The sequence below is a fragment of the Streptomyces sp. NPDC088387 genome (assembly GCF_044753385.1).
In the GTDB taxonomy this organism is placed as follows: domain Bacteria; phylum Actinomycetota; class Actinomycetes; order Streptomycetales; family Streptomycetaceae; genus Streptomyces.
On sequence record NZ_JBIVNC010000002.1, the window covers coordinates 109,590 to 131,595 of the forward strand.

18 protein-coding genes are annotated in these 22,006 nt (G+C 69.2%); 9 read left to right on the top strand and 9 right to left on the bottom strand.

Annotated features, from left to right (window positions below; translation table 11 throughout):
• Window position 1: 1 nt before the first annotated feature.
• From ACIQAC_RS05175 to ACIQAC_RS05195, 5 genes are all read right to left on the bottom strand, one after another.
• Window positions 2-538, bottom strand: a complete 537-nt coding sequence (locus tag ACIQAC_RS05175) for a carbohydrate ABC transporter permease (RefSeq protein WP_402187113.1) — start codon at window positions 536-538, stop codon at window positions 2-4.
• 642 nt (window positions 539-1,180) lie between these two features.
• Window positions 1,181-3,544: a glycosyl hydrolase 2 galactose-binding domain-containing protein gene (locus tag ACIQAC_RS05180; RefSeq protein WP_402187115.1), complete on the bottom strand. Its 2,364-nt coding sequence runs from the start codon at window positions 3,542-3,544 to the stop codon at window positions 1,181-1,183.
• A 66-nt stretch (window positions 3,545-3,610) separates the two neighbouring features.
• Window positions 3,611-4,480, bottom strand: a complete 870-nt coding sequence (locus ACIQAC_RS05185) for a carbohydrate ABC transporter permease (RefSeq protein WP_402187116.1) — start codon at window positions 4,478-4,480, stop codon at window positions 3,611-3,613.
• A complete protein-coding gene (locus ACIQAC_RS05190; protein WP_402187118.1) occupies window positions 4,477-5,442 on the bottom strand; it encodes a carbohydrate ABC transporter permease in 966 nt (321 codons plus the stop codon). The genes ACIQAC_RS05185 and ACIQAC_RS05190 overlap by 4 nt, the downstream gene beginning before the upstream one ends.
• An 89-nt stretch (window positions 5,443-5,531) precedes the next feature.
• A complete protein-coding gene (locus ACIQAC_RS05195) occupies window positions 5,532-6,845 on the bottom strand; it encodes an ABC transporter substrate-binding protein (RefSeq protein ID WP_402187120.1) in 1,314 nt (437 codons plus the stop codon).
• Window positions 6,846-7,060: 215 nt separating this feature from the next.
• Between ACIQAC_RS05195 and ACIQAC_RS05200 the strand changes: the two genes are divergently transcribed.
• The 3 genes from ACIQAC_RS05200 to ACIQAC_RS05210 all read left to right on the top strand — a co-directional run bounded on the left by ACIQAC_RS05200 (window position 7,061) and on the right by ACIQAC_RS05210 (window position 10,678).
• Window positions 7,061-8,095, top strand: coding sequence for a LacI family DNA-binding transcriptional regulator (locus tag ACIQAC_RS05200; protein ID WP_402187122.1), 1,035 nt, complete (start codon window positions 7,061-7,063; stop codon window positions 8,093-8,095).
• A 274-nt stretch (window positions 8,096-8,369) separates the two neighbouring features.
• Complete coding sequence (locus ACIQAC_RS05205; protein WP_402187124.1) at window positions 8,370-9,950, top strand: carboxylesterase/lipase family protein; 1,581 nt, start codon at window positions 8,370-8,372, stop codon at window positions 9,948-9,950.
• Between the two features lie 236 nt (window positions 9,951-10,186).
• A complete protein-coding gene (locus ACIQAC_RS05210; RefSeq protein WP_402188190.1) occupies window positions 10,187-10,678 on the top strand; it encodes an alpha/beta hydrolase fold domain-containing protein in 492 nt (163 codons plus the stop codon).
• 104 nt (window positions 10,679-10,782) lie between these two features.
• On the opposite strand, the gene ACIQAC_RS05215 is transcribed toward ACIQAC_RS05210, so the two are convergent.
• Both ACIQAC_RS05215 and ACIQAC_RS05220 read right to left on the bottom strand, forming a co-directional pair.
• Window positions 10,783-12,270 carry a glycoside hydrolase family 30 beta sandwich domain-containing protein gene (locus ACIQAC_RS05215; RefSeq protein WP_402187126.1) on the bottom strand — a complete coding sequence of 496 codons (1,488 nt, stop codon included), beginning with the start codon at window positions 12,268-12,270 and terminating at the stop codon, window positions 10,783-10,785.
• A 728-nt stretch (window positions 12,271-12,998) separates the two neighbouring features.
• The gene (locus ACIQAC_RS05220; protein ID WP_402187128.1) at window positions 12,999-13,415 is read right to left on the bottom strand and encodes a hypothetical protein; all 417 of its coding nucleotides are present in this window, start codon (window positions 13,413-13,415) and stop codon (window positions 12,999-13,001) included.
• 545 nt (window positions 13,416-13,960) lie between these two features.
• On the opposite strand from ACIQAC_RS05220, the gene ACIQAC_RS05225 reads away from it, so the two are divergent.
• Window positions 13,961-15,337, top strand: coding sequence for an RICIN domain-containing protein (locus tag ACIQAC_RS05225; RefSeq protein WP_402187130.1), 1,377 nt, complete (start codon window positions 13,961-13,963; stop codon window positions 15,335-15,337).
• A 137-nt stretch (window positions 15,338-15,474) separates the two neighbouring features.
• Window positions 15,475-16,659, top strand: coding sequence for a lactonase family protein (locus tag ACIQAC_RS05230; RefSeq protein WP_402187132.1), 1,185 nt, complete (start codon window positions 15,475-15,477; stop codon window positions 16,657-16,659).
• Window positions 16,660-17,099: 440 nt separating this feature from the next.
• Here ACIQAC_RS05230 and ACIQAC_RS05235 read toward each other — a convergent pair whose 3' ends face one another.
• Window positions 17,100-18,065, bottom strand: coding sequence for a pirin family protein (locus ACIQAC_RS05235; RefSeq protein WP_402187134.1), 966 nt, complete (start codon window positions 18,063-18,065; stop codon window positions 17,100-17,102).
• Between the two features lie 109 nt (window positions 18,066-18,174).
• Between ACIQAC_RS05235 and ACIQAC_RS05240 the strand changes: the two genes are divergently transcribed.
• The 3 genes from ACIQAC_RS05240 to ACIQAC_RS05250 are packed head-to-tail and all read left to right on the top strand — an operon-like array spanning window position 18,175 to window position 19,504.
• Window positions 18,175-18,666 carry a MarR family winged helix-turn-helix transcriptional regulator gene (locus ACIQAC_RS05240; protein WP_402187136.1) on the top strand — a complete coding sequence of 164 codons (492 nt, stop codon included), beginning with the start codon at window positions 18,175-18,177 and terminating at the stop codon, window positions 18,664-18,666.
• Window positions 18,663-19,106, top strand: coding sequence for a MarR family winged helix-turn-helix transcriptional regulator (locus ACIQAC_RS05245; protein ID WP_402187137.1), 444 nt, complete (start codon window positions 18,663-18,665; stop codon window positions 19,104-19,106). Before ACIQAC_RS05240 ends, ACIQAC_RS05245 begins: the two co-directional genes overlap by 4 nt.
• Before the next feature lie 50 nt (window positions 19,107-19,156).
• Window positions 19,157-19,504, top strand: coding sequence for a tetratricopeptide repeat protein (locus tag ACIQAC_RS05250; RefSeq protein ID WP_402187139.1), 348 nt, complete (start codon window positions 19,157-19,159; stop codon window positions 19,502-19,504).
• 98 nt (window positions 19,505-19,602) lie between these two features.
• Here ACIQAC_RS05250 and ACIQAC_RS05255 read toward each other — a convergent pair whose 3' ends face one another.
• Entirely contained in the window at window positions 19,603-21,015 is a 1,413-nt protein-coding gene (locus ACIQAC_RS05255) for a PepSY-associated TM helix domain-containing protein (protein ID WP_402187141.1), read from the bottom strand.
• Between the two features lie 165 nt (window positions 21,016-21,180).
• Between ACIQAC_RS05255 and ACIQAC_RS05260 the strand changes: the two genes are divergently transcribed.
• Window positions 21,181-21,828 (top strand): peptide deformylase, encoded by a 648-nt coding sequence (locus ACIQAC_RS05260; protein WP_402187143.1) that lies wholly within the window; start codon window positions 21,181-21,183, stop codon window positions 21,826-21,828.
• The last annotated feature ends 178 nt before the right edge of the window (window positions 21,829-22,006 follow it).

Below are 22,006 nucleotides of genomic sequence, written 5' to 3' on the forward strand. Positions count from 1 at the left end.
GTCAGATGCCTCCGGCGGGTGTTCGGTCGCGCATGATCCGCAGCACCACGACCGAGACGGTCATCGTCGCGGCGGCGAGCAGGAGGGCCATCGCGGCCGCCAGGTTGGGCTGGTTGGTCTCGAAGGCGTCGCGGTGGATGTTCATCAGCGGGAAGTAGGTGGAGGAGATGGAGTTCGTCAGCGGCCTGAGAACGGTGGGTTCGCTGTACGCCTGGAGCGTGCCGATGGCGGAGAACAGGCCGGTCAGGCCCAACGAGGGGGCGAGCAGCGGGATCTTGATCAGCAGGGCCAGGCGGATCTCGCCGCAGCCGTCGACGCGGGCGGAGTCGTCGATCTCCCGGGGGACCGCGCGCAGTCCCGTGTACAGGATGATCATGTTGAAGCCGAGGGCGCCCCAGACGGCGATGTTCGCGAGCGAGGGGTAGATCAGCGCCGGGCTGAGCAGGTCGAGGCCCTCCAGCCCCACGGCGTCGGCCGTCGAAGTGGCGGGGCTGGTCTGCGGAAGGTAGAGGAAGCCCCACATGATTCCGGCGATCACTCCGGGCGGCGTACGGCAGCAGCAGTGCCCGACGCCCGAAGCGGGCGAGCCGGAACCGCCCGGAGTCCAGGATCAGGGCGAACAGCAGCGCCAGGCCCAGCGTGCACGGAATGGTGATGAGGGCGTACACGGCGAGGCGTTCGAAGCTCGTCAGCCAGACGTCGTCCTGCAGTGCCCGGGTGTAGTTGAGGAATCCGACGAACCGGTCCTGGATGGTGCCGAAGCCGTTGGACTGGTGGGTCACCCGGGGCCCGCGCAGGCTGAGGTAGCCGGCGTAGCCCAGCGGGGCGAGCAGGAAGGCGGTGACGAGCACGCCCGCCGGCAACAGCAGGGCGTAGGGTGCCGTCGTCTCCGGCCGTCCAGGTCTGGGCGCTGCCGCCGGTGCAGCCGGCCAGCTGTACGCGGGTGCCGTTGGCGGTGCCGGCCCCGGCCACCTGGGCGCACTTGTTCGCGAGTCCGGTGAGCGCTCCGGTGGCCGGTGCCGCCTGCGCGGGAGACGAGGTGCCGATCAGGGTGAGCAGGCCGAGCAGGGTCGCCGCGGCCGTGGTGCCGGAGAGCGGACGTAGCCATCTCATACGGTCCTCCGGGGGTGGGGGTGTCGTTGAGGATGCGCTGGTAGTGCCTGTTGCCGTCCGGTTGTCTTCAGGGGCGGGTCTCGTTCACGCACCGCAGCACGGGAAACGAGGTGAGGTCGGTGAGGCGCAGCTCGCGTGCGCTGATGACACGGAAGGTGGTGCTCTCGCCGGGAAGCAGCGTGACCAACTGCTGATCGACGGTGGCTTCGGGGTCCAGCCGGTCCGGGAAGAGGGCCAGCTCGCGGAGCAGGGTGCGGGCGGTGACGCGTATGTCGACACCGCTGTCGAAGGGGTGCGCCGTGGCGTCGAACCGTGCGGGTGCGAAGGCGGTCCGTGGGTCCTCGGTGAAGAAGCGCAGGGCACGCTCGGTGTCGAACCGGGCCACCAGCAGCTCGCGTTCGGGCCGGGTCGCGGTCGCGGTCTGCGCGGGCAGGGAGAGCCGGACCACCGACCGCGGGGCGGCGGACACGGAGAACTCGTGCGTGGCCAGGATCAGCCCGTCCACGTCCTGGCGGGTCAGCGTCAGCTCACCGAGCCAGGGTTCGTCGGTGTCGTTGATGACGGCGAGTTCGTCGTCGGTGAAGGCCAGCAGCCGGTCGGCGTAGACCCGGCGCATGGCGTACCACAGCGGCTTGCGCCGGCCGTCGCCGTCGACCGCGGCCCAGGAGCTGACCGGCCAGCAGTCGTTGAGCTGCCAGACGATGGTGCCCATGCAGTACGGCATGAGGGCGCGGAAGCGTTCGACGCCGAAGGTCAGCGCACGGGCCTGGTTGAGCTGGGTGAAGTAGTGCCAGTCGTCGAAGTCACGGGGCTGGGGCAGGTGTGCGCCGAGGCCGGTCAGCAGTTTGTCGTCGCCGTTGACCGCCTTCTGGTGGCCGGAGCCGATGGCCAGGGGCCCGTCGGGGCAGGAGCGGCGCAGAGTGGCGTGCGTGGGTGGCCCCTGGAAGCCGAACTCGGCGACGAAGCGGGGGGTGTAGTCGCTGTAGTGGGTGTAGTCCTGCTCGTTCCACACGGTCCAGATGTGGATGGTGCCGTGCTCCGGGTCGCGGGCGTCGCGTTCGGGGGAACCGGAGTACGGGGTGCCTGGCCAGTAGGGGCGGGTCGGATCCAGTTCGGCGACGATCTTGGGGAGCAGTTCGTAGTAGAACCCGGCGCCCCAGCTGCGCCCGGCGAGCGGCTCGCGCCAGCCCCAGTGCTGCTCGCCCTCAATATTCTCGTTGTTGCCGCACCACAGCACCAGTGACGGATGGGGCGACAGCCTGGCCACTTGGTGGCGCGCCTCGGCCTCCACCTCGCTGCGCAGCGGCTCCTCCTCGGGGTAGGCGGCGCAGGCGAAGAGGAAGTCCTGCCAGACGAGCAGGCCCAGACGATCGGCGAGGCGGTAGAACTCCTCGGACTCGTACCGCCCGCCGCCCCAGACCCGCAGGGTGTTGGCGCCGGTGTCGACGGCCTGGGTGAAGCGTTCGGTCAGCCGGGCTTCGGTGACCCGGTCGGCGAAACAGTCGTCGGGGATCCAGTTGAAGCCCTTGACGAACACCGGTCGGCCGTTGATGACGAACCGGAAGGCCTCGGTGTCCAGCTCGACCGTCCTGAAGCCGATCTCGGCGTGCCGGACGTCCTCGCCCGCCCGCACGGTCAGGTCGTAGAGGGGCTGCTCACCGTATCCCCGCGGCCACCACAGTCGGGGCTCCGGCACCTCGACGCTGACGGTGGTGGAGCTCTGGCCCGCGGGCAGCACGGCGGCGGTGTGCACACCGGCGATCTCCGCTCCGACCGAGACGGCACCGGTGCCGGCCCGTTCCACGGCGAGGTACACGTCCACCCGGCCGACGGTTCCGTCCTCGGACACGCTGACCATGGGGCGGACTTCGCTGAGCCGGGCGCCGGACCAGGTGTGGATGCCGATCGGCTGCCAGATGCCGGCGGTCACCAGCGTCGGACCCCAGTCCCAGCCGAAGTTGGAGGCCGTCTTGCGGATGAAGTTGAAGGGTTCCGCGTACGGGCCGGGCCGCGCGCCCAGAGCGGCGCGCTGCTCCTCCGCGTATTCGTAGGGCGAGTCGAAGCGGATCCGGAGGGTGTTGGGGCCGGGGCGCAGCAGTTCGCGGACGGGCCAGCGGTAGCCGCGATGCATGTTCGCGGTCGTGCCGAGCAGTACGCCGTTGAGTGTCACGGAGGCGACGGTGTCCAGGCCGTCGCAGACGAGGTCGGCCCGCTCGTCGTCGGTGGGTGTCCAGTCGAAGCCGGTCTCGTAGATCCAGGCGGAGCGGCCGATCCAGCCCAGTCGCTGCTCGTTGTCGGCGAGATAAGGGTCGTCGATCAGGCCGGCGCGCAGCAGGTCGGTGTGTACGCAACCGGGCACGCTTGCCGCCACGTCGGCGATCGAGTCGTCAACGGCCCTGAGTGTCCAGCCGTCGTGCAGTGCGCGGTACATCGACTACTCCTTCACGTGGTGGTTCGAAGTTCCGGATCTCTGTTGGGGGGGGAGGGGCTGCCCCGGTCACTTGACCGCGCCCGAGGCGAGCCCGCTGTAGATGAAGCGCTGCAGCAGCAGGAACACGATCAGCGACGGGACGATCACCAGTACGGCCCCGGCGGAGATCACTTCCCACTGGGCGCCGAAGGGCCCTTTGAAGCGGAACAGCGAGGTGGAGATGGTTCCGAGGTCACGGGAGGGCATATAGAGGAACGGGTAGTAGAAGTCGTTGTAGATGAACACGCCCTTGATGATCACGACAGTGGCGATGGCCGGCCGCAGCAGCGGCAGGATGATCCGCCAGTAGATGGTGAAGCTGTTCGCGCCCTCGATCCGGGCCGCCTCGTCCAGCGAGATCGGGATGCTGCGCATGAACTGCACGAAGATGTAGATCGAGATGATGTCGGTGCCCAGGTAGAGCAGCACGGGTGCCCAGCGGGTGTTGTACGCGCCCAGGTTCTGGACGACCTGGTAGGTGGCCACCTGGGTGGTGACCCCGGGCACCAGCGCCGCGAACAGGAACAGTCCCAGCACCAGCTTCTTCAGCCGGAACGCGAACCGGTCGATGGCGTACGCGGTCATCGAGCCGATGAGGACGGTACCCAGCACCGAGAAGAACAGGATGAAGCTGGTGTTCCAGAGACCCTCCAGCATCTTTCCGTCGCGGAAGGCGGTGCCGAAGTTGGAGAAGTTCAGCCAGTTCTGAGGCAGTGACAGTGGTCCTTCGCTCGCCATCTCCCGGCCGGTCTTCAGCGAGCCCAGCAGGATCGTGGCCAGGGGAAGCAGCACGGCGATCGATCCCAGTACCAGGGATAGGTACTTGAGGAAGACCGCGATGGCGGAGCGGACGGGGCGCGGGGAGCGGGTCCGGCGTGGTCCGGTGACGGCGGTCACGACATCTCCACTCTCTCGTCCGGTATCAGCAGCCGTTGCATCCAGGTCACCAGCACCACGATCGCCAGCAGCACCACGGCGCCAGCGGAGGCGAGCCCGACCTTGTCGAAGTTGAACGCGAGTTTCAGCGTCTGGATTACGAAGGTCTCGCTGTTGTTGGCGCCACCGGTCATGATCAGTGGGATCTCGAAGACGGACAGCGCTCCGGAGACCGCCAGGATGGCGCTGATGCTGATCACGGGTTTGATGCCCGGGGCTATCACGTAGCGGAACTGCTGCCATCGGTTCGCGCCGTCGAGCATGGCGGCCTCGTAGAGCTGCGGTGGGATCGACTGGATGGCGCCCATGAACAGCACCAGGTTGATGCCGAGGTAGCGCCAGACCGAGACTCCGGCGAGCGAGGTGTTGACGAGGTCCGGGTCACCGAGCCACTGGTGGCCGCCGATGCCGAAGGTGCCGAGGATCGCGTCGAGGGCTCCGCCAGGCTGGAAGAAGTACAGGAAGACGAAGCCGATGGCCACGCCGTTGAGGAGGTAGGGGAAGAACAGGATGCCCTTGAAGAGGTTGCTCAGGCGGACGTTGAAGCTGAGGACCGTCGCGAAGTACAGGGCCAGCACGATCTGCAGGAACGCGCCTGCCAGATAGAAGAGGCTGACGGTGAAGACGTTGAAGAACTCCGGCCGGGTGAACAGTTCCGTGTAGTTGTCGATGCCGACGTTGTTGCTCGTCGGGCTGAGCCCGTCCCAGTCGGTGAAGCTGAATCTGATCAGGCTGACGACCGGGACGTAGGTGAAGGCCACCAGCAGCGCCAGGGGCGCGGCGAGATAGGCCCACTGGGTGAGCCGCCACTTGCGCCGCACGGTGCGCGGTCCGGGTGGATTCGGCCGGCCGGGCCGTTCGGCACGTACCCGCCGGGTTCTAGTGTTCGCCGCCTCGCGCACGGCGGCAGGTGGTGTGGTCATCACTCTCCGTCTCCAGCGCCCGCGGGCCTCGGGCGCGCCGCGCCGGGCCGTCCCACGTCCGGCCCGGCGCGGCGCTCCGCCTCGTGGGCTCAACCGATTCCGGCCCTGGCCTCGGACCACTTCTGGTTGAGTTCGGCGAAGTCCGAGTCGAGATCGCCCTTGGCCGCGCCGCGCGCCACGTCGATGAGGTGCTGGCGGTAGTCCGGGGCGCTCAGACCGATCTCCGATGCCTTGTCAATGGCGTTGACCTCGGCGGTCTTTTTGCTGTCCATGTTGATGAGCCGCACTCCGGCCGCCTCGAACGGCTTCAGCGGTTCGGGAAGCGGTGAACCCTTCACCGTCGAGATGGACAACGCGTCCTGGGCGTCACCGGACTCGTTGATGAACCAGTCGACCCACGCCCGTGCGGCAGCCTTGTTGTTGGAGTGTTTGTTGACCGCGAGCTGGTAGTCCGGCCGTACCGATGTGCACAGCTGATCGCCGTTCTGGCTTGGGAACGGCATGAAGCCGATGTCCGCCGGATCCTTGCCGGCCTTCTGCGCGGCCTGCCGCATCTGGGTCACGGCCCAGGAGCCGAGTTGCATCGTGGCGACCTTGCCGGTGCCGATCAGGTCCTTGGACTTCTCCCAGTTGGTGGTGGTCGGGTCTTCCTCGGCGAGCCCCTGATCCACGATGTCGTACAGGAGGCTGTCGATGGTGTGCAGTTCCTGGCCCGGCTTCCACAGTTCGTCGGTGTCGGCCATGTTGTCCGACGCGGCCGGGTCGCAGGTGGTCGAGCCGACCGCGTTGCCCCAGTTCGTCAGCGGCCACAGGTCGTGGTAGTTGGTGTAGTACGGGGTGGCATCGGTCTTGTTCCTGATGACCTTCAGATCGGCCAGGAACTCGTCCGGCGTCCTGGGCCAGTCGGTGATGCCGGCCTTCTCCCACACCGCCTTGTTGTAGACGAAGCCCTGCGCGCTGGCGATGCTGGCGAGACCGTAGACCTTGCCCTCCACGGTGCCGCGGTCGGTGAAGTCGTACTTCTTCGACAGCTCGCTGGCCGCGCCCAGCGGGGCGAAGAACTGAGGGTACTGCTCGGCCTCGACGGCGTTCGGGATCAGCAGCACATCGCCGTAGTCGTCACTGCTCAGCCGGATCTTGGTCTCGCCCTCGTAGTCGGTCGAGCCCTCGAACTCGACCTTGACGTTCGGGTAGATCTTGTTGAATCGCTCGGCATAGGCGTCGTACGCGCCGCTCTCAACCATGTCGGTCCGGTTGGTCAGCACGGTGATCGTGCCGCTGACCGCCGTCGGGTCGGCCGGCGCGGTGGCCGCGTCGGACGTGCCGCCGCCGTCCGAGCCCGCCTGGCAGCCGGCGGCCGCGAACAGCGCCACGGTGAACAGAGCCACCGGTCGTCTTCGCATGCCGGATCACGTCCTCTCGGAAGGTGTTCTCTCGGGGAGGGGTCTGGCACCGGAGCGGTCCCACCTGTCCGGCACGCGCCCGATGCTTAACCGGATAAGTTCCGGGGATGTGGATGCTAGGAGCGGCTTAACGAGCATGTCAACGGGGTGCGTCGGAATTAGTTTCGGTGGTCGACCGGCTCAGCTATGGTGAGGTGTGCACTTAACAGTTAAGCATGGAGGAGCAAGTGAAGCGGCCGACCGTTGCCGACATTGCCCGCCGGGCCGGCGTCTCCAAGGTGGCCGTCTCCTACGCCCTCAACGGCCGGCCGGGGGTGTCGGACAAGACACGGGAGAAGATCCTCGCCATCGCCGAGGAAGTCGGCTGGCGCCCCAACAGCGCCGCCCGCGCTCTCAACAACGCCCAGGCCGGCGCTGTGGGGCTGGCCCTGTGCCGGCCCGCCCGTTTCCTGGGTGTCGAGCCGTTCTTCATGGAGCTGATCAGCGGCATCGAGGGCGCGCTGGCCGAGCGCTCCTACGCGTTGACGCTTCAGGTAGTCGGCGACCACCAGCAGGAGATCGAGGTCTACCGGCGCTGGTGGGGGGAGAGCCGGATCGACGGTGCCTTCCTGGTCGACCTCCACTCCCACGACCCCCGGGTGGCAGCGATCGAGCAACTTGGCATGCCGGCCGTGGTCATCGGCCACCCGAGCGCGGCCGGTTCCCTGCCCGCGATCTGGTCCGACGACGGCGAGGCGATCCGCGAGACGGTGGACTACCTGCTGGCGCTCGGCCACCGCAGCCTCGCCCGGATCGCCGGGTTCCCGGAGCTCGTGCACACCGCGCTCCGCGACGAGGCCTTCACCGCCGCCTGCGGACAGCGGGCCGACCACACCATCGCGCACACCGACTACTCGGGCGACGAGGGAGCCCGTGCCACACGGCGGCTGCTCAGCAGCCTGCAGCGGCCCACGGCGATCATCTACGACAACGACATCATGGCCGTCGCCGGGCTGTCCGTCGCACAGGAGCTGGGCCTGGACGTGCCCCGCGACCTGTCAATCGTGGCCGGCGACGACTCGCCCATCGCGCAGGTCACCCGGCCCGCGCTCACCGCGGTCAGCCGCGACATCCCGGCCTACGGCGCCCATGCCGCGCAGACACTGCTTTCGAGTGTCGCGGGCGAGGCGACCCGGCCGCTCCAGGACCAGGCCGCCCGGCTGACACCACGGGGCAGCACGGCTGCCGCGTACACCGGTTCGACAAGCTGAGATCCGCCAGCTCGCGTCGCACGGCCAGCGGGCGTTCAGCGTGACACAGGGCCTGTGTCGCCATTCCAGGAAGGGGAGTTACTAAACCGTTCTATGGACGGAGAGTCCAGCGGGTATTACGGTGAGCGGCGCGGTCGACCAGAGGTGCCAGAAGCTCGTCAGGTTTCCCACGCCGTCCACCGGACGGTCCTTCAGGGAGGATCTTGTGCTGTCCCGACATGGACAACGCCTTCGCCCACTGCCGCGACTTGCCGCACATCACACGCGCACGGCCGTGGGCGTACTGCTCACCGCGACGTTCGTCGCGACCGCGCTCCCCGCAGCAGCCACCGCCACTCCCACCGCCCCCCGTTCCATCTCCGCCTACGTCAACTCCGCACCGGTACCTGGGTCCGCGCCGACCCTCCGCACGGAGCAGGGGGTGTTGCGTGGCCGGGACTTGGGCGCCTCCGACTTCTTCGGCACCGTGCCCTACGCGGCGCCGCCCACGGGCCCGCTGCGGTGGAAGTCGCCCCGGTCCGCGGCCCCGTGGCAGGGCGTACGGCAGGCCACGGCGCCGAGTCCGGCCTGCGCGCAGACGGCCAACAGCAACGGACCGCGCTCCGAGCGCGAGGACTGTCTGTACATGGATGTCTGGCGCCCGAAGACCGCCGCGGTCCGGGCCGGACGTGCGCCGGTGCTGTTCTGGATCTTCGGCGGGGGTGGCATCAACGGGGCGGGCAGTCAGTACGACGCACAGGCGCTGGCCCAGGAGACAGGCAGCATCGTCGTCACCGTCAACCACCGGCTGGGCTGGCTCGGTTTCCTCGCATTGCCCGCACTGACCCGGGAGGCCGGCGTCTCAGGTCAGTACGGGTTCCTGGACCAGATCGCCGGCCTGCGCTGGCTGAAGCGCAACGCCCGTGCGCTGGGCGGCGATCCGCACCGGGTGACGGTGGGCGGTCAGTCGGCCGGCGGCCGGGCCGTCTGCCGGCTGATGGCCTCGCCTCAGGCGAAGGGCCTCTTTCAGCAGGCCATCATCCAGAGCGGGGCGTGCAACGCGGAGCAACTCGCCCCGCGGGAGACGGCGGGGACCGCCTTCGCGACGAAGCTCGGCTGCGCGGACACCACCGATCAGTTGGCGTGTCTGCGCAGGACCGGTGTCGGAACGATGCTCGACCGGCCCGAACCGCCACCGGGGACCCCCACCATCGGCGGAAACGCGCTGCCGATGGATCCGCGGCTCGCCATTGAGACCGGCCGCATCAGCCGGGTCCCGGTGCTGATCGGCAACACCAGCGACGAGAACCGCCCCTACCCGGGCATCAGCCAGCCCGCGTCACCGCAGGCGTACCGGGACTGGGTGCACAGGTCATACCCGAGCCTGGCGAACGAGGTACTGCGACAGTACGACGACATGGCACCGCCCGACGCGGCCGGCGCCGTGGCCTCCGACCCCGATCGGGTCTGCCGGGCCTGGAAGATCGAGAACACGCTGGCCCGGCACACACCGGTGTACGCGTACGAGTTCGCCGACACGACGGCACCGTCGGAGGTGGCGACGCCGGGCTTCTCCTGGGGGGCCTACCACACGACGGAACTGGAGTACCTGTTCTCCTTCACCCGCTGGGACGGCTCCCCGAAGTTCCTGACCGGGCTCAACAGAGAGCAACAACGCCTGGCCCGGGAGATGCGGGCGCGCTGGGGCACCTTCCTGCACACCGGGGCACCGAGAGGTTCGCGGTGGCCGGGCTATCACGAGGACCGACAGGTGACCATGCAGTTCCAGCTGCCCGGTGCACGGCTCGACGGTGACTTCGCCGACAGCCACCGCTGCCGCTTCTGGGACGAGCACGGGCTGATTCGCCTCGCCTAGCGGCGCGCCGCCGGTCCGCCGGCCACGAACACCCCCGGCCGGCGGAGATCAACCAGCAACCACCTGCCACCTGTCACCCGCGCCTCGATCATCGGGGTGCGGGTGACGGCTCCGTACGGGTCGGCGCGCCGAGGACCGATGTCCGGAGGCCGAGCCGTCGGTCGTCGTCAGTCGAGGCCGACGAGTGATCCACTCCAGGGGATGGGCAGTTCGCGGACACCGATGCCCGTGACGTGATGGACGGCACGGCGACGGCCGCCGCCGTGCCGGCGATGCCCAGCTCGCCGATACCCCGGCTGACCGGCGGACACGTCGGCGTGCTCGACGACCGCACTGCCGCGCGCCGCGAACTCGACCGGATGCGACACCGGGTGTGGAACAACTCACTGAACAGGTCCCGATGGCAGGCCTACCTCGGCAGCGAGCCCGGCGGCCCACCGACCCCCCAGTACGCAGTCGCGGCCCGCCGCACCGACCTTCGCGATCTGCCGCCCACCTGGATCGGGGTGGGCGACATCGACCTGTTCGCCGACGAGGACCGCGACTACGCCCGCCGCCTGCGGGACGCAGGCGTCCACTGCGTCCTCAAGCTCGTCGCTGACGCCCCCTACGGCTTCGAGACCTGGGCCGCTCAGGCACCTATTGCCCGAGGCTACCTTGGGCGCGCCCGCGCCTGGCTCGGCGCACGGCTCACCTCGCCGACCTCGCCAATCCCGGGCGCGCCGTAGGCACTCGTAGGCGAGCCGTCGAGGCCACCACGGAACTGCGGTTGCGGCTCTTCTATCCCTGAAGGAGGGCGCCCGTTGGCTGCGCTGCGGGACCTTCTTCGGACTCAGCCGCGCCCCCAGGTGTAGGTGACCGTCGCGCCCGCCGCGACCTCGGTGGTCACCTGCACCCCCGGCGCGGCGATGGTCGTGGTGCGCGCTGAGGTGGCGGGGTTGTAGAGAACCAGTGCGGTGCTGCCGTCGGGGTTGGTGAAGGCGGACGCCTGGAGCGGCGTGGTGTCGCCCTCTCTGGCGGCGACGCTCGCGGCGACCCGGACGGCCCCGGGGCGGGTGAAGCGCGAGAAGTGCGCCAGGGTGTAGTAGTTGGTGTTGTAACGGACGGCGTTGCTGGTCGAGTCGACCGTGACGGTGCCGTTGCAGCCGGTGCAGCCGCCGGTGTGCGGTCCGTGATTCTCGTCCAGCGCGAGATTCCAGAAGATCATGCTGCGGGACCAGTTGTTCATCGCACCGATGGTGCGGGTGATTCCGCCACCGCTGCACTCGGTCTGGAAGATGTCCTTGTCCGGGAACGACGCCTTCAGTGCGGTCTGGGCGCTGGGATCCCCGTAGTAGCAGTGGTAGGCGGTGCCTGAGATCCACTTCGCCGCGCGTGATTGCAACAGGTCGAAGGGGTAGGTCTGCTCGGGTTCCTCGCCGGCGTCCACATGTGCTTTGACATCGAAGGGGTGCATGGCCCAGTTGTGGTCGAAGCCCAGGATCTTGGTGCTCAGCCCGGCCGCCTTCAGGGCAGGGCCCAGGCGCTCGATGACTTTCGCCTGCTGGGCGACGGGCAGGCCGGTGCCGGGGTAGTCGGTGCGCAGCAGTGCCTGCGGTTCATTTTGCACAGTGAGGTAGTCCACGGGGACGCCCGCCGACGCATATGCCTGGACCGATTTCACCAGGTAGCGTGCGTAGACGTCGTATATCTTCGGGTCGTCGATGAGCTTGCCGTCGATCATTGACCCGTTCGTCTTCATCCAGCCCGGGGGGCTCCACGGGCTGGCGATGATCTTCAGTCGTGGGTTGAGTGCCTTCGCCTGGCGGAGCAGGGGCAGGATCTGCGGGCGGTCGTGGGCGACGGAGAAATGCTTGAGTGCGAAGTCGGTCTGCCCCGCGGGAACGTCGTCGAAGCTGTAGTGCGAGGTGGCGAAGTCTGAGGCGCCCAGCGGCTGGCGCAGCATGCTGAAGCCGTTGCCCTCATCAGGGCTGAACAGCTGCTTCATGAGCGCGTCCCGGTCCTTCTTGGGGAGGCGGTAGAGCACTGTCGCTGAGGAGTCCGTGATGGACGCGCCAAATCCGGTGAGCTTTTGAAACTTGAGGCCGGGGCTCACGCGCACGGTGGTGTCGGCGGGGCCGGCCGCCGACGTGACGGCAGCGGGTGCCCCCAGTTGTGCGCCGGTGGTGTGGGCGTCGGTCGTCCACTGTCGGACTCCTGACACCGCAACGCTCTGCGGCCCTGCACCGGCAGTGTGTGAAGTGGCCAGGACAGTGAGCAAGGCGCAGCCGGCGGCGAGTGCGGCGAGCTGCTGTCGGCCATGAATGGTAGGGGAAGGCATGTCGCTCCTTCGGTAGCTAGAACGATGCATATTTCGATTGCTTTCAGGTGCATGAACGCCAGTCGAGGAGGTACTAAAACGCTACACTCCCAGAGTTGCGGCTCGGCGTCTATGCTGTGCTTGCCGATGTCAAATTCATCCGGACAGAGAACAGTCATGACCCTGAGCGCCTCCGAGATGCCTCCCGGGAGTTGTGGCATCAGCGGTTCGTGGCAGCCCTTGACACCGGCGGCGCGAGGATCGTCGGCACGGTGCCCGATGAGCGCGGTTCTGTGGTGTGTTGGGCTGAGCGGCGGACCCGGCAGTGGGCGCTGCACCCGATGTGCTCGGTACGGTGAGCTCGGCGCTGGAGGAGCTGGCTGCGGTGCCGACCTGAGGGCGGGTGGCAGCTCTCGGTGTCGCCAGTGCGGGCCCCGCAGTGCGATGCAGTCGCCGGCACGGGCATCCGCTGCCAACATGATGGCGTCTGTCGCACCCGACGGTGACCAAGGCACACGACGTCCATCCCCGCCGCTGAAGGACCATCTGTCGGCCTACGCCGTGCTGCCGTTCGCCGCAGGGTACGTATCGAGCGGGCCGTGCTGCGCGCCGATGCCGGCCTGGTGGGAGCCGCGTTCCTCGCCGCCGGCCTGCGGCCACGGCTTCCTGATCGGTGGTGGTACCGACGGCTCCGGGGAGGGGGCGGGGCCGTCCGGCCGGGGACAGCCCCGAAGGGGAGGCTCGCTGGTTCAGGTGGGGAGGTGCCAGGTCTGCCAGATGCCGCCGTTGAACTCGCAGTTGGCGACCTCCGGTCGGCACATGTGCCAGGTCAAGCTGACCAGTGAGCCGCTGTTCCACTCGGCGTTGGCCTGATTGACCAAGCTCTGGCGGTCAGCCGGGTCGTCCGAGCGGAAGCCGAGTTCTCCACCCCACAGGCCGGGCCACCTACCGGTCAGGGCATGCGCCTGCGACGGGTTGCTGAGGGGCTCCTTGTTGTGGACGCTGCTGACTACGTGATTGCCACTGATCTGCTGCAGGTAGTTGACGACGTCCTGTGGCGTGGCCGCGGCGGCAGGAGAGAGGGTCGCCGCCAGCCAGCCCGCGGCGGCCAGCGGCAGGGCGGCGAGGACGGCCAGGGACTTGCGGGTAAGGCTCCTTGGTCTCATACAGAACCCTCTCGTGGGGACGACTGACATCGATGTCGCGAGGACGGGCGTGGAGGGTGCACCGCCTGGAAACTAGAGCCGGGGCAAGGGAGTGTCAATGGATTCAGCAACACTTCGATAGAACGCACTAGTAGCGCCAGACGACCTCAAGACTTCACTGATCTCCTCATAAGAGCAGGCAGAGCGCCAGCCAGAACACATTCCGGCTCAATGGGAACGCTCCTTTACTTGAACGGTCTATGGACAGGGCGCGGACCCTGGTCTACGGTGGCGCGACCCCACACGTTGGCATCGGAGATGTCATGCACCGATCATCGGTGTCGCCGAGGCCTGGAACTCGCCAGCCGCCCCGACGAACGCCCGCGACGCCACCGGCCTGAAGTACTTCACGCTCACCTTCGTCAACGACGGACTTAGCCTGACCCGCCTCGACTTCGGCAGGCACCGCAACGGCACCGAGCTCCAGCTGTGGGACCGCAACACCACCCCCCGGCACCTCCCCACCTGAACCACCCCACCCGTCCGCAAACGAAAGGCACACTTGCATGCGGCCCACTCTGACAACGACCCTTGCGGCGCTCGCGAGCGCCGCCGCTCTCCTCACCACCCTCAGTACCAGCCCCACCGCCTACGCCGCCGTCCCCGCCACCGGTCCGATTTCGGGAGTGGGGGGTAAGTGCGTGGATGTGGCCGGTGCTGGGACGGCGAACGGTACGGCGGTGCAGTTGTACAGCTGTAACGGCGGCAGCGCGCAGAGGTGGACGGTGGGTGCGGACGGTACGGTCCGGGCTCTGGGCAAGTGCCTGGACGTGACCGGCCAGGGCACCTCCAACGGCACCAAGCTCCAGCTGTGGGACTGCAACAACTCCGGTGCCCAGCAATGGGTACCCGAAGCGGACGGGCATCTGAGGAACCCACAGTCCGGCCGTTACCTCGACGTCCCCGGCGGCAACACCGCCAACGGTACCCGCCTGCAAATCTGGGACCGCAACACCAACCCCTGGCAGACCTGGCACCTCCCCGACAGCGATACCACACCACCGGGCTCATGCACACCCACGCTGGGCAGCGGCCAGTACAACACGCCTGTTACCTACGGCGGAAGGACCTACCAAGTCCTCATCCGAATCCCCAGCCGCGCCGCCGGCACCCGGCTTCCCCTGGTCCTGAACCTGCACGGCAGCCAGGGCACCGGATCCGGGCAGCTGTCCTACAGCAACATGGCCTCCACCGCGGATGCCAACGGCTTCGCCATAGCCGCCCCAACCGGCGTGATCCCGGCCGGCAGCGGCTACAGCTGGAACGTCCCCTACGTCACCTCCAACGGCACCCGCGACGACGTCGGCTTCCTGAACCAGGTGATCAATACACTCACGACCAACGCATGCCTGGACCCCTCGCGCATCTACTCCACCGGCTACTCCGGTGGAGGCCGCATGAGTTCCGCCCTCGGCTGCGTGCTGTCCGGCAAGATCGCCGCGATCGCCCCGGTAGCCGGGCTGCGCTCCGGGCGCCCTGATCCCGCGAACACCTCCCGGCCCGACCCCTCCAGCTGCACCCCCTCCCGGGCCGTTCCGGTCATCGCCTTCCACGGCCAGCAGGACAGGACCAATCCGTACAACGGCGGTGGCAACGCACCCGTGTGGGGCTACTCGATACCCGCGGCCCAGCAACGCTGGGCGTCGCTCAACCACTGCGCGACCAGCGCCACCACCAGCCAGGTCAGCGCCCACGTCCAGCGGTCGGTGTACAGCGGCTGCACCGACGGAGCCGACGTCGCCCTGTACACGATCTCCAACGGGGGCCACACCTGGCCGGACTCACCCATCGACAACGGCAACGGCACGGTCACCCACGAGATCAACGCCAACAACCGGATGTGGCAGTTCTTCCAGCAGCACCCCCTTCCCTCGTCTCCGTAACGCCCCACCCGTAGCTACCAGGCGCCGGGCAGGCGAAGTGGTTCCGCCGGCCCGGCGCCCTCATGCTCCGCCACCACCGGCGGCCTGGGTCACGACGCAGCGCCGCCACAGTCTGCGACGACAAGGAAGGCCCCGCCATGAGCGAGCGCCGCGAGCAGCATCTTCCCCCATCACCCCCTCGCCGCATTCCACGGCGACGGGCACTGGGCGCATTCGCCGCTGCTGCCTTCCCTGGCTGCCTCAGCCTGCCCGGGAAGGCAGCAGCAAGCCTCAAGCCGGACACCGCCGGCACCGCCGTTCGCCCGCTCTACATCGGCACCTACACGTCCTCCGGCGGGGCCGGAATCGTGCAGGCACGCTATGACCCAGCCACCGGACAGCTGACATCCGGCGGATCCCTACAGATGGCCAACCCCTCGTTCCTCACGCTCGGGAACGGGCATGTGCTGTACGCGACCAACGAATACGAAGCCTCCGTCACCGCACTGAGGACCGACGGCGGTTTGCGCGTGCTCAACAAAGCCGGTACCGGGGGCCGCGGACCCTGTCATCTGACGACACACGCCGCCGGTCACCATCTCCTGACAGCCAACTACGAAACGGGCAGCGTCGCTGTCCACGCGCTGGCCGCCGACGGCCGGATCGGGAACCGTACCGACCTCGTGCAGCACACTGGATCTGGCCCCGACCCCAGTCGGCAGAGCGGCCCCCACGCCCACATGGTGCTGAACGACCCGGCAGGCAACTACATCCTGGCAATCGACCTCGGGACGGACACTCTCCACACCTACCTGCTGAACACCGCGTCCGGACGGCTCGCCGCCGTGTCCCGGGCCGCCGCCCGACCGGGGGCAGGGCCACGCCACGCGGCCTTCCACCCATCGGCGCGCTACCTGTACGTCGCCAACGAACTGGACAACTCGATCACCGTGTGCGGATTTGACGCGGTCAGCGGAAAAGTCACCCCAGGACCGTCCGTGCCGACCGTCCCCCCAGGGCGGCGCGCTGCCGTGCGCAACTACCCCGCCGAAGTCATCGTTTCAGCCGACGGCGCCTATCTGTATGTGTCCAACCGCGGCGACGACAGCATCGCCCGCTTCGCACTGAACGACGAAGGTGCCCAAGCGACGCTGCTCGATGCCGTCTCGTGCCGCGGTGCCAATCCGCGCCACATCGCCCTGACGCGCGACGGGACCTGGCTGTTCGTCGCGAACCAGAACTCGGGAACCGTGACGACCTTCGCCCGCGAACGCATCAGCGGCTCCCTGACCCCGGTCACCGCCTGTGCCGCCGTCGCGGCCGCGTGCGTGCTCCCACTCTGACCCACACGTCCGGCCCCACCCACGGGCGGGGCCGGACGCATGTTCCCCCGCACTCAACGGAACGCAACGTGCTGGCATCGGAGGCGTCCTCGCGCTCGCCCTCACGGGCTGCGCCGGGTCTGGCGGTAAAGGCCGGGCTACTGGCAGCCGACCAGTTGTCCGCCAACGGCGTCACCGACTGCGGGAGTGGTGGACGGCCACGTCAGGAGACGCCTCGCATCAACCAACAGGAGTGCTGAACGAGGGGCTGTCAGGGTTTCAGAGTGTTGAAGAGGTCGCAGACGCCCGTTCGGCACGCCGAGAGCTTGGTGGTGTCCAAGCCAGGCGCCGTGGACCCCACCAAAGCGGCACGAGCACTCGATCGCTGGAGGTTGTCATAGTGAGTAGCCGGCTCTCGGCACCCCGCACACGAGCCGCCAGCTCTCCGTCATATCCCCAGGTCAACGGGCCCTTCCCCTAGGCTTCAGCGGCACCGCCGGCAGCTCGGGCGCGGGCAGCGGGGCGCCGTCATACCCCTTGACCTCGCCGAAGCGGGTGCCGGTCATCCAGTCGGTGCGGGCCTGCTCGATCTCGGCCTGAGTGCGCCCGATCCAGTTCCAGAACATGATCAGCTCTTCGTCGAACGGCTCGCCGCCCAGCAGCATCAGGCCCGCGTCCGACTCGGCGCGCAGGGGCAGTTCGGTGCGGCCGCAGCCGAGGTAGAGCATCGACCCGGGCAGCAGCGGGACGCCGTCGACGTGTGCCTCGCCGGACATGGACAGGACGGCGTACTCGAAGTCCGGTTCCAGGGGCAGGCGTACGTCCGCGCCGCGGGCGAGGGCGAGATCCGCGCCGACGAGGGGGGTGTACGTCGTGCCGGGCGAGGTGGCGCCGTCGAGGGCGCCGAGGATCACCGTGGCCGTGACGCCGGGCGCGGTGACGACCGGCAGTTCGGCGTGGTGCTCGAAGCGCGGGTCGGTGTGGCGGTCGCCGTCGGGCAGCGCGACCCAGAGCTGGGCCCCGTGCAGAAAGCGGGCATGCCCTCGTGGGCTCTCCTCGGAGTGGCTGATGGCCCGCCCCGAGGTCATGAGGCCGAGTTCGCGCGGGCGGATCGTCTGGAGGCTGCCCGTCGAGTCGCGGTGCAGCACCTCGCCCTCGTGCAGCCAGCTCACGGTCTGAAGACCCATGTGGGGGTGCGGCGGCACCTGCATGCCGGGCTCGTCCGCGATGTCGTCGGGGCCGTAGTGGTCGACGAAGCACCAGGCGCCGACCATACGTCGCCCCAGGTTGGGCAGCAGTCGGCGGACCTCGCTCGACTCACCGAGCTTGACGCGGCGGGGGCTGAGAAGTTCGCGCACCGGCTCCGCGACGACGAACCCGCGGCCGCCGCACACGGAGGGCACCGCCTCGCGATCAAGATTGCTCATGCCCGACAACCTAGTCCGGCGGGGGACCTCGCGTCATGCCGTCGACGCGCCCCCTCGCCCCCGGAACGAATACTAGCCATGTACATAGTAGCCATGTACCGTATTTGTCATGAGTACGACTCCCGAGTGCCCGACGCCCGGTTTCCTGGTCTGGCGGCTGTCCATGAAGTGGCGGGTCGCGGTCGACCGCGCCCTCACCGGCCTGGGGCTGACCCACGCCCAGTACTCGCTGGTCGCCTCGCTGTACGGCATGCAGCACGCGGGGCAGCAACCCAGTCAACGGCAGCTCGCCGACCACGCCGGTCTCGAACCGCTCTACGTGTCGAAGCTGGCCCGCGCCCTGGAATCCGCCGGCCTGCTGGAACGCGCGCGTGATCCCAAGGACCCCCGTGCCGTCCGGCTGACGCTCACCGAGCAGGGCCTCGACGTCACCGGTCGGGCCATCCACGTGGTGCGGGAGCTGATGCAGCAGCAGCTGGCGCCCCTCGGCGGGCTCGACGGCGCGCGCACCCGGGAGTTCGCAGCAGACCTCATGGCCCTGCTCGACGTACCGCTCGATCCGTCCACCGGCCGACCCGAGACCACCCAGGAGCAGTCATGACCACCAGCACTCCCCTTCTCGACAGCCGCGTCATAGGCCTCGCCCACTACGCCGCCCGTGGTGTGCTCGAAAGCGTCCTGGCCCGGCACGATCTGACCTTCCAGCAGCTGATCACGCTCCGGCCGGTGGTCACGGCGGACGGCCCGGCCGAGCGGGCCGACGTCGTCGGGCAAACCACGGGCGCCCTCAAGACGTCCGCGACGGAGGCGGACGCCGTGGTGGACACCCTGATCGGGAAGGGACTGGTCACGGCCGCCGGGTCCTCCCGAGTGCACGCCACGGACGCGGGGCGCGCGGTGGTCGAGGCGGTCAACGCCGAGATCGCTCCGGTCACCGCCCGGATCTACGCCGACATTCCTACGGCGGACCTGGCCACGGCGGCCCGGGTGCTGACCGTCGTCACCGAGCGGGCCAACGCCGAACTCGCCGCCCAGAAGTAGTGGAATGTTTAACAACCCCGGGTGGTTGTGAGCGTCGAAGGAGGTCACCAGTGGACACGACGTACTACGACCACGGAACGCCGGCCGAGCGCTGGGAGCGCGCGGGGATGTTCTTCGACGCCAAGGACTACGCCGCCGCGGCGCGCGTGCTCGGCGGGCTGGTCGAGGAGGTGCCCGAGCAGACCGGGCCTCGGCTGCTGCTGGCGCGTTCGTACTACCACTCCGCGCAACTGCGCCGCGCCGAGGACGAGCTGCGGGTCATCGTCGAGCGCGACCCGGTGGAGCACTACGCCCGGCTGATGCTGGGTCGCACGCTCGAACGCCAGGGCCGCCACGACGAGGCGGAGCCGCATCTGCGGCTGGCCGCCGCGCTCGCGGGCGACTTCGCGGAACTGTGAGTATGCGGGCCCTGTGATCACGGCGGCGGGCCCGGTTCCCCGAGGGGAGCCGGGCCCGCCGCCTTTTTCGTTCTTCCTCTTTCCGTGTACCGCTGCCGTCACTTCACGGCCGTGGTGTCCTGTCCGTACGTCCGTTTGCCGCGCCGGTACGCGATCTCGCCGAGGACGATGTCGAGGGCGATAAAGGCGGCCAGGGTGATGCCGAGCAGGGGTACGAAGTAGCCCACGACGGCCACCACCGCCAGCAGCGGTACGAGGATCTGCGGCGGCACCTGCGCCCAGGCCCCGCGCGGGATGGGCCGGCCGAAGGCGGAGCCCCGGCCGCGCTGCCACCACATGCGGTAACCGAGCACGATCAGCAGGATCAGGCTCCCGGTGAGCAGCATCAGCGCGAGCTGGTTGACCAGGCCGAACAGGGCGCCGCTGTGCAGGTCGATGCCCCAGCGGGTCAGCTTCGCCAGGAGCGGGTAGTCGGCGAAGCGGAGGGTGTCGAGGACCTCGCCGTTGTTCGGGTCGATCGCGACGGAGTCCTGCTTCGAGGGCCAGCCGCGGTCGATCTGCTTGACCACGTAGGCGGAGGAGGGGTCGGCGGGCGGCACGATCTCGACCGGGTCGCCGAGTCCCTCGGAGCGGGCGGCGGCGAGGATCCGGTCGAGTCCGACGCCGTGGTCGGCGTCGCCGCCGGTCCCGGCCGCGCCGCCGTGGCCCCCGTGGTCGCCGCCCGCCGAGGCGGAGACCGACGGAGTGGACTGGCCGAGGGAGGTGCGCAGTTCGTCGATGTTGGCGCCGGCGTACTGCGACCAGGTCAGCCCGGTCGCCGAGAGGAAGACGAAGCCGGCGGCGGCCCAGACGCCGACGGTGCCGTGCAGTCCGAGGACCCGGCGCCGGCCCTTGGTGCCGCGCAGCTTGCGCAGGGCGCGGCGGCGGGAGAACCACAGCGCGACGCCGCCGGCCGCGATCACCCAGAGCCAGCTCGCGGCGAGTTCGCTGTAGAGGCGGCCGGTCTCGCCGAGGTGCAGATCGCGGTGGAACTCGTCGATCCAGGTCCGCAGCGGCAGGGCACCGCTGGAGCCGTACTGCTCCAGGGCGCCGCGCACCTCGGCGGTGTACGGGTCGACGAACACCGCGAGGGAGTGGGTGGGATCGACGCCCACGACACCGGAGAGCAGTACGCGGGTGGACGCCTCGTCGGCGGGGGACGGCCGTACGGCGCTGACGCTGCCCTCCGGGTGGGCCTCGCGGGCGGCCGCGACCTGCTCGGATATGGGGAGTTTGGTGTCGCCGACGGGGACGGTCATCTCGTCGGCGTAGAGGATCTTCTCGGCCTGGTAAGAGGCGGCGTAGAGGAAGCCGGTGGCGGCGGCCACGAGCAGGAACGGGGCGACGAGCAGCCCGGCGTAGAAGTGCAGGCGCAGTACGAGGGGGCGCAGCGTGGCCCAGCGCCCGGGGGACGTGACCGGGGCGGCGGGGGTGGACGCCTCGTCCGTACTGGTCGGCGGAGCGATGGTCATCGGGGGTTCTCCGGGATCGGCTGAGCGCGCGGGGGCGAGTGGGGACGAGCGGGGGTGTGTCCGGTGGGTACGACGGTGCAGTGGTCGGGCGGTGGGGGTGTGGAGTTCCCGGGGGTGGACGTGACCGTCGTCACATCCCCTGGACCGGTCTGTCATGCTGGCCCGATGGCCACTTCCTCCGAGCGCACTCCCCTGGCCGAGCGGGTCGAGGAACTCCTCGCCGCCGGCGGCCCGTTGCCGATCGTGTCGGCCGGCGACCCCGTACTGCGGCGTGGTACCCGCCCGTTCGACGGCGAGCTGGATGCCGCGCTGCTGTCGCGGTTCGTGGAGGCGCTGCGCCTCACGATGCGGGCCGCGCCGGGCGTTGGTCTGGCGGCGCCGCAGGTCGGTGTTCCGCTGCGGATCGCGGTGATCGAGGATCCGGCGCCGGTGCCGGAGGAGGTGGCGGTGGCGCGGGGGCGCGTGCCGCTGCCGTTCCGGGTGCTGGTGAATCCGTCGTACGAGCCGGTGGGGTCGGGGCGGGCCGCGTTCTTCGAGGGGTGTCTGAGTGTGCCGGGGTGGCAGGCGGTGGTGGGGCGCCATGCGGCGGTGCGGGTGACGGGGCAGGACGAGTACGGGCGGGGCGTGGACGAGGTGTTCCGGGGGTGGCCTGCTCGGATCGTGCAGCACGAGACGGATCATCTGGACGGTGTGCTGTACCTCGACCGTGCCGAGTCGCGTTCGCTGGCGTCCAATGAGGCGATGGCGGAGCGGTGGGGTCAGGCGACGCCGGGGGATGCGGCACGTGAGCTGGGCTTCACTCTGCCGGAGTGACGGGGCCCGGCGTAGGCGGCATGCACGGGGCGCGGCGTGGGCGGGGGGCGTGCACGCAACCGGCGTTGAAGGGGCGCCGCCCGTGTCAGGAGGGCGTGGACGCAACCCGGCGTGAGCGGGGCGCCGCCCGCGCCCACCCGTGCCGCCCCAGGCGGCACGCATGCCCGCGGCTGTGACG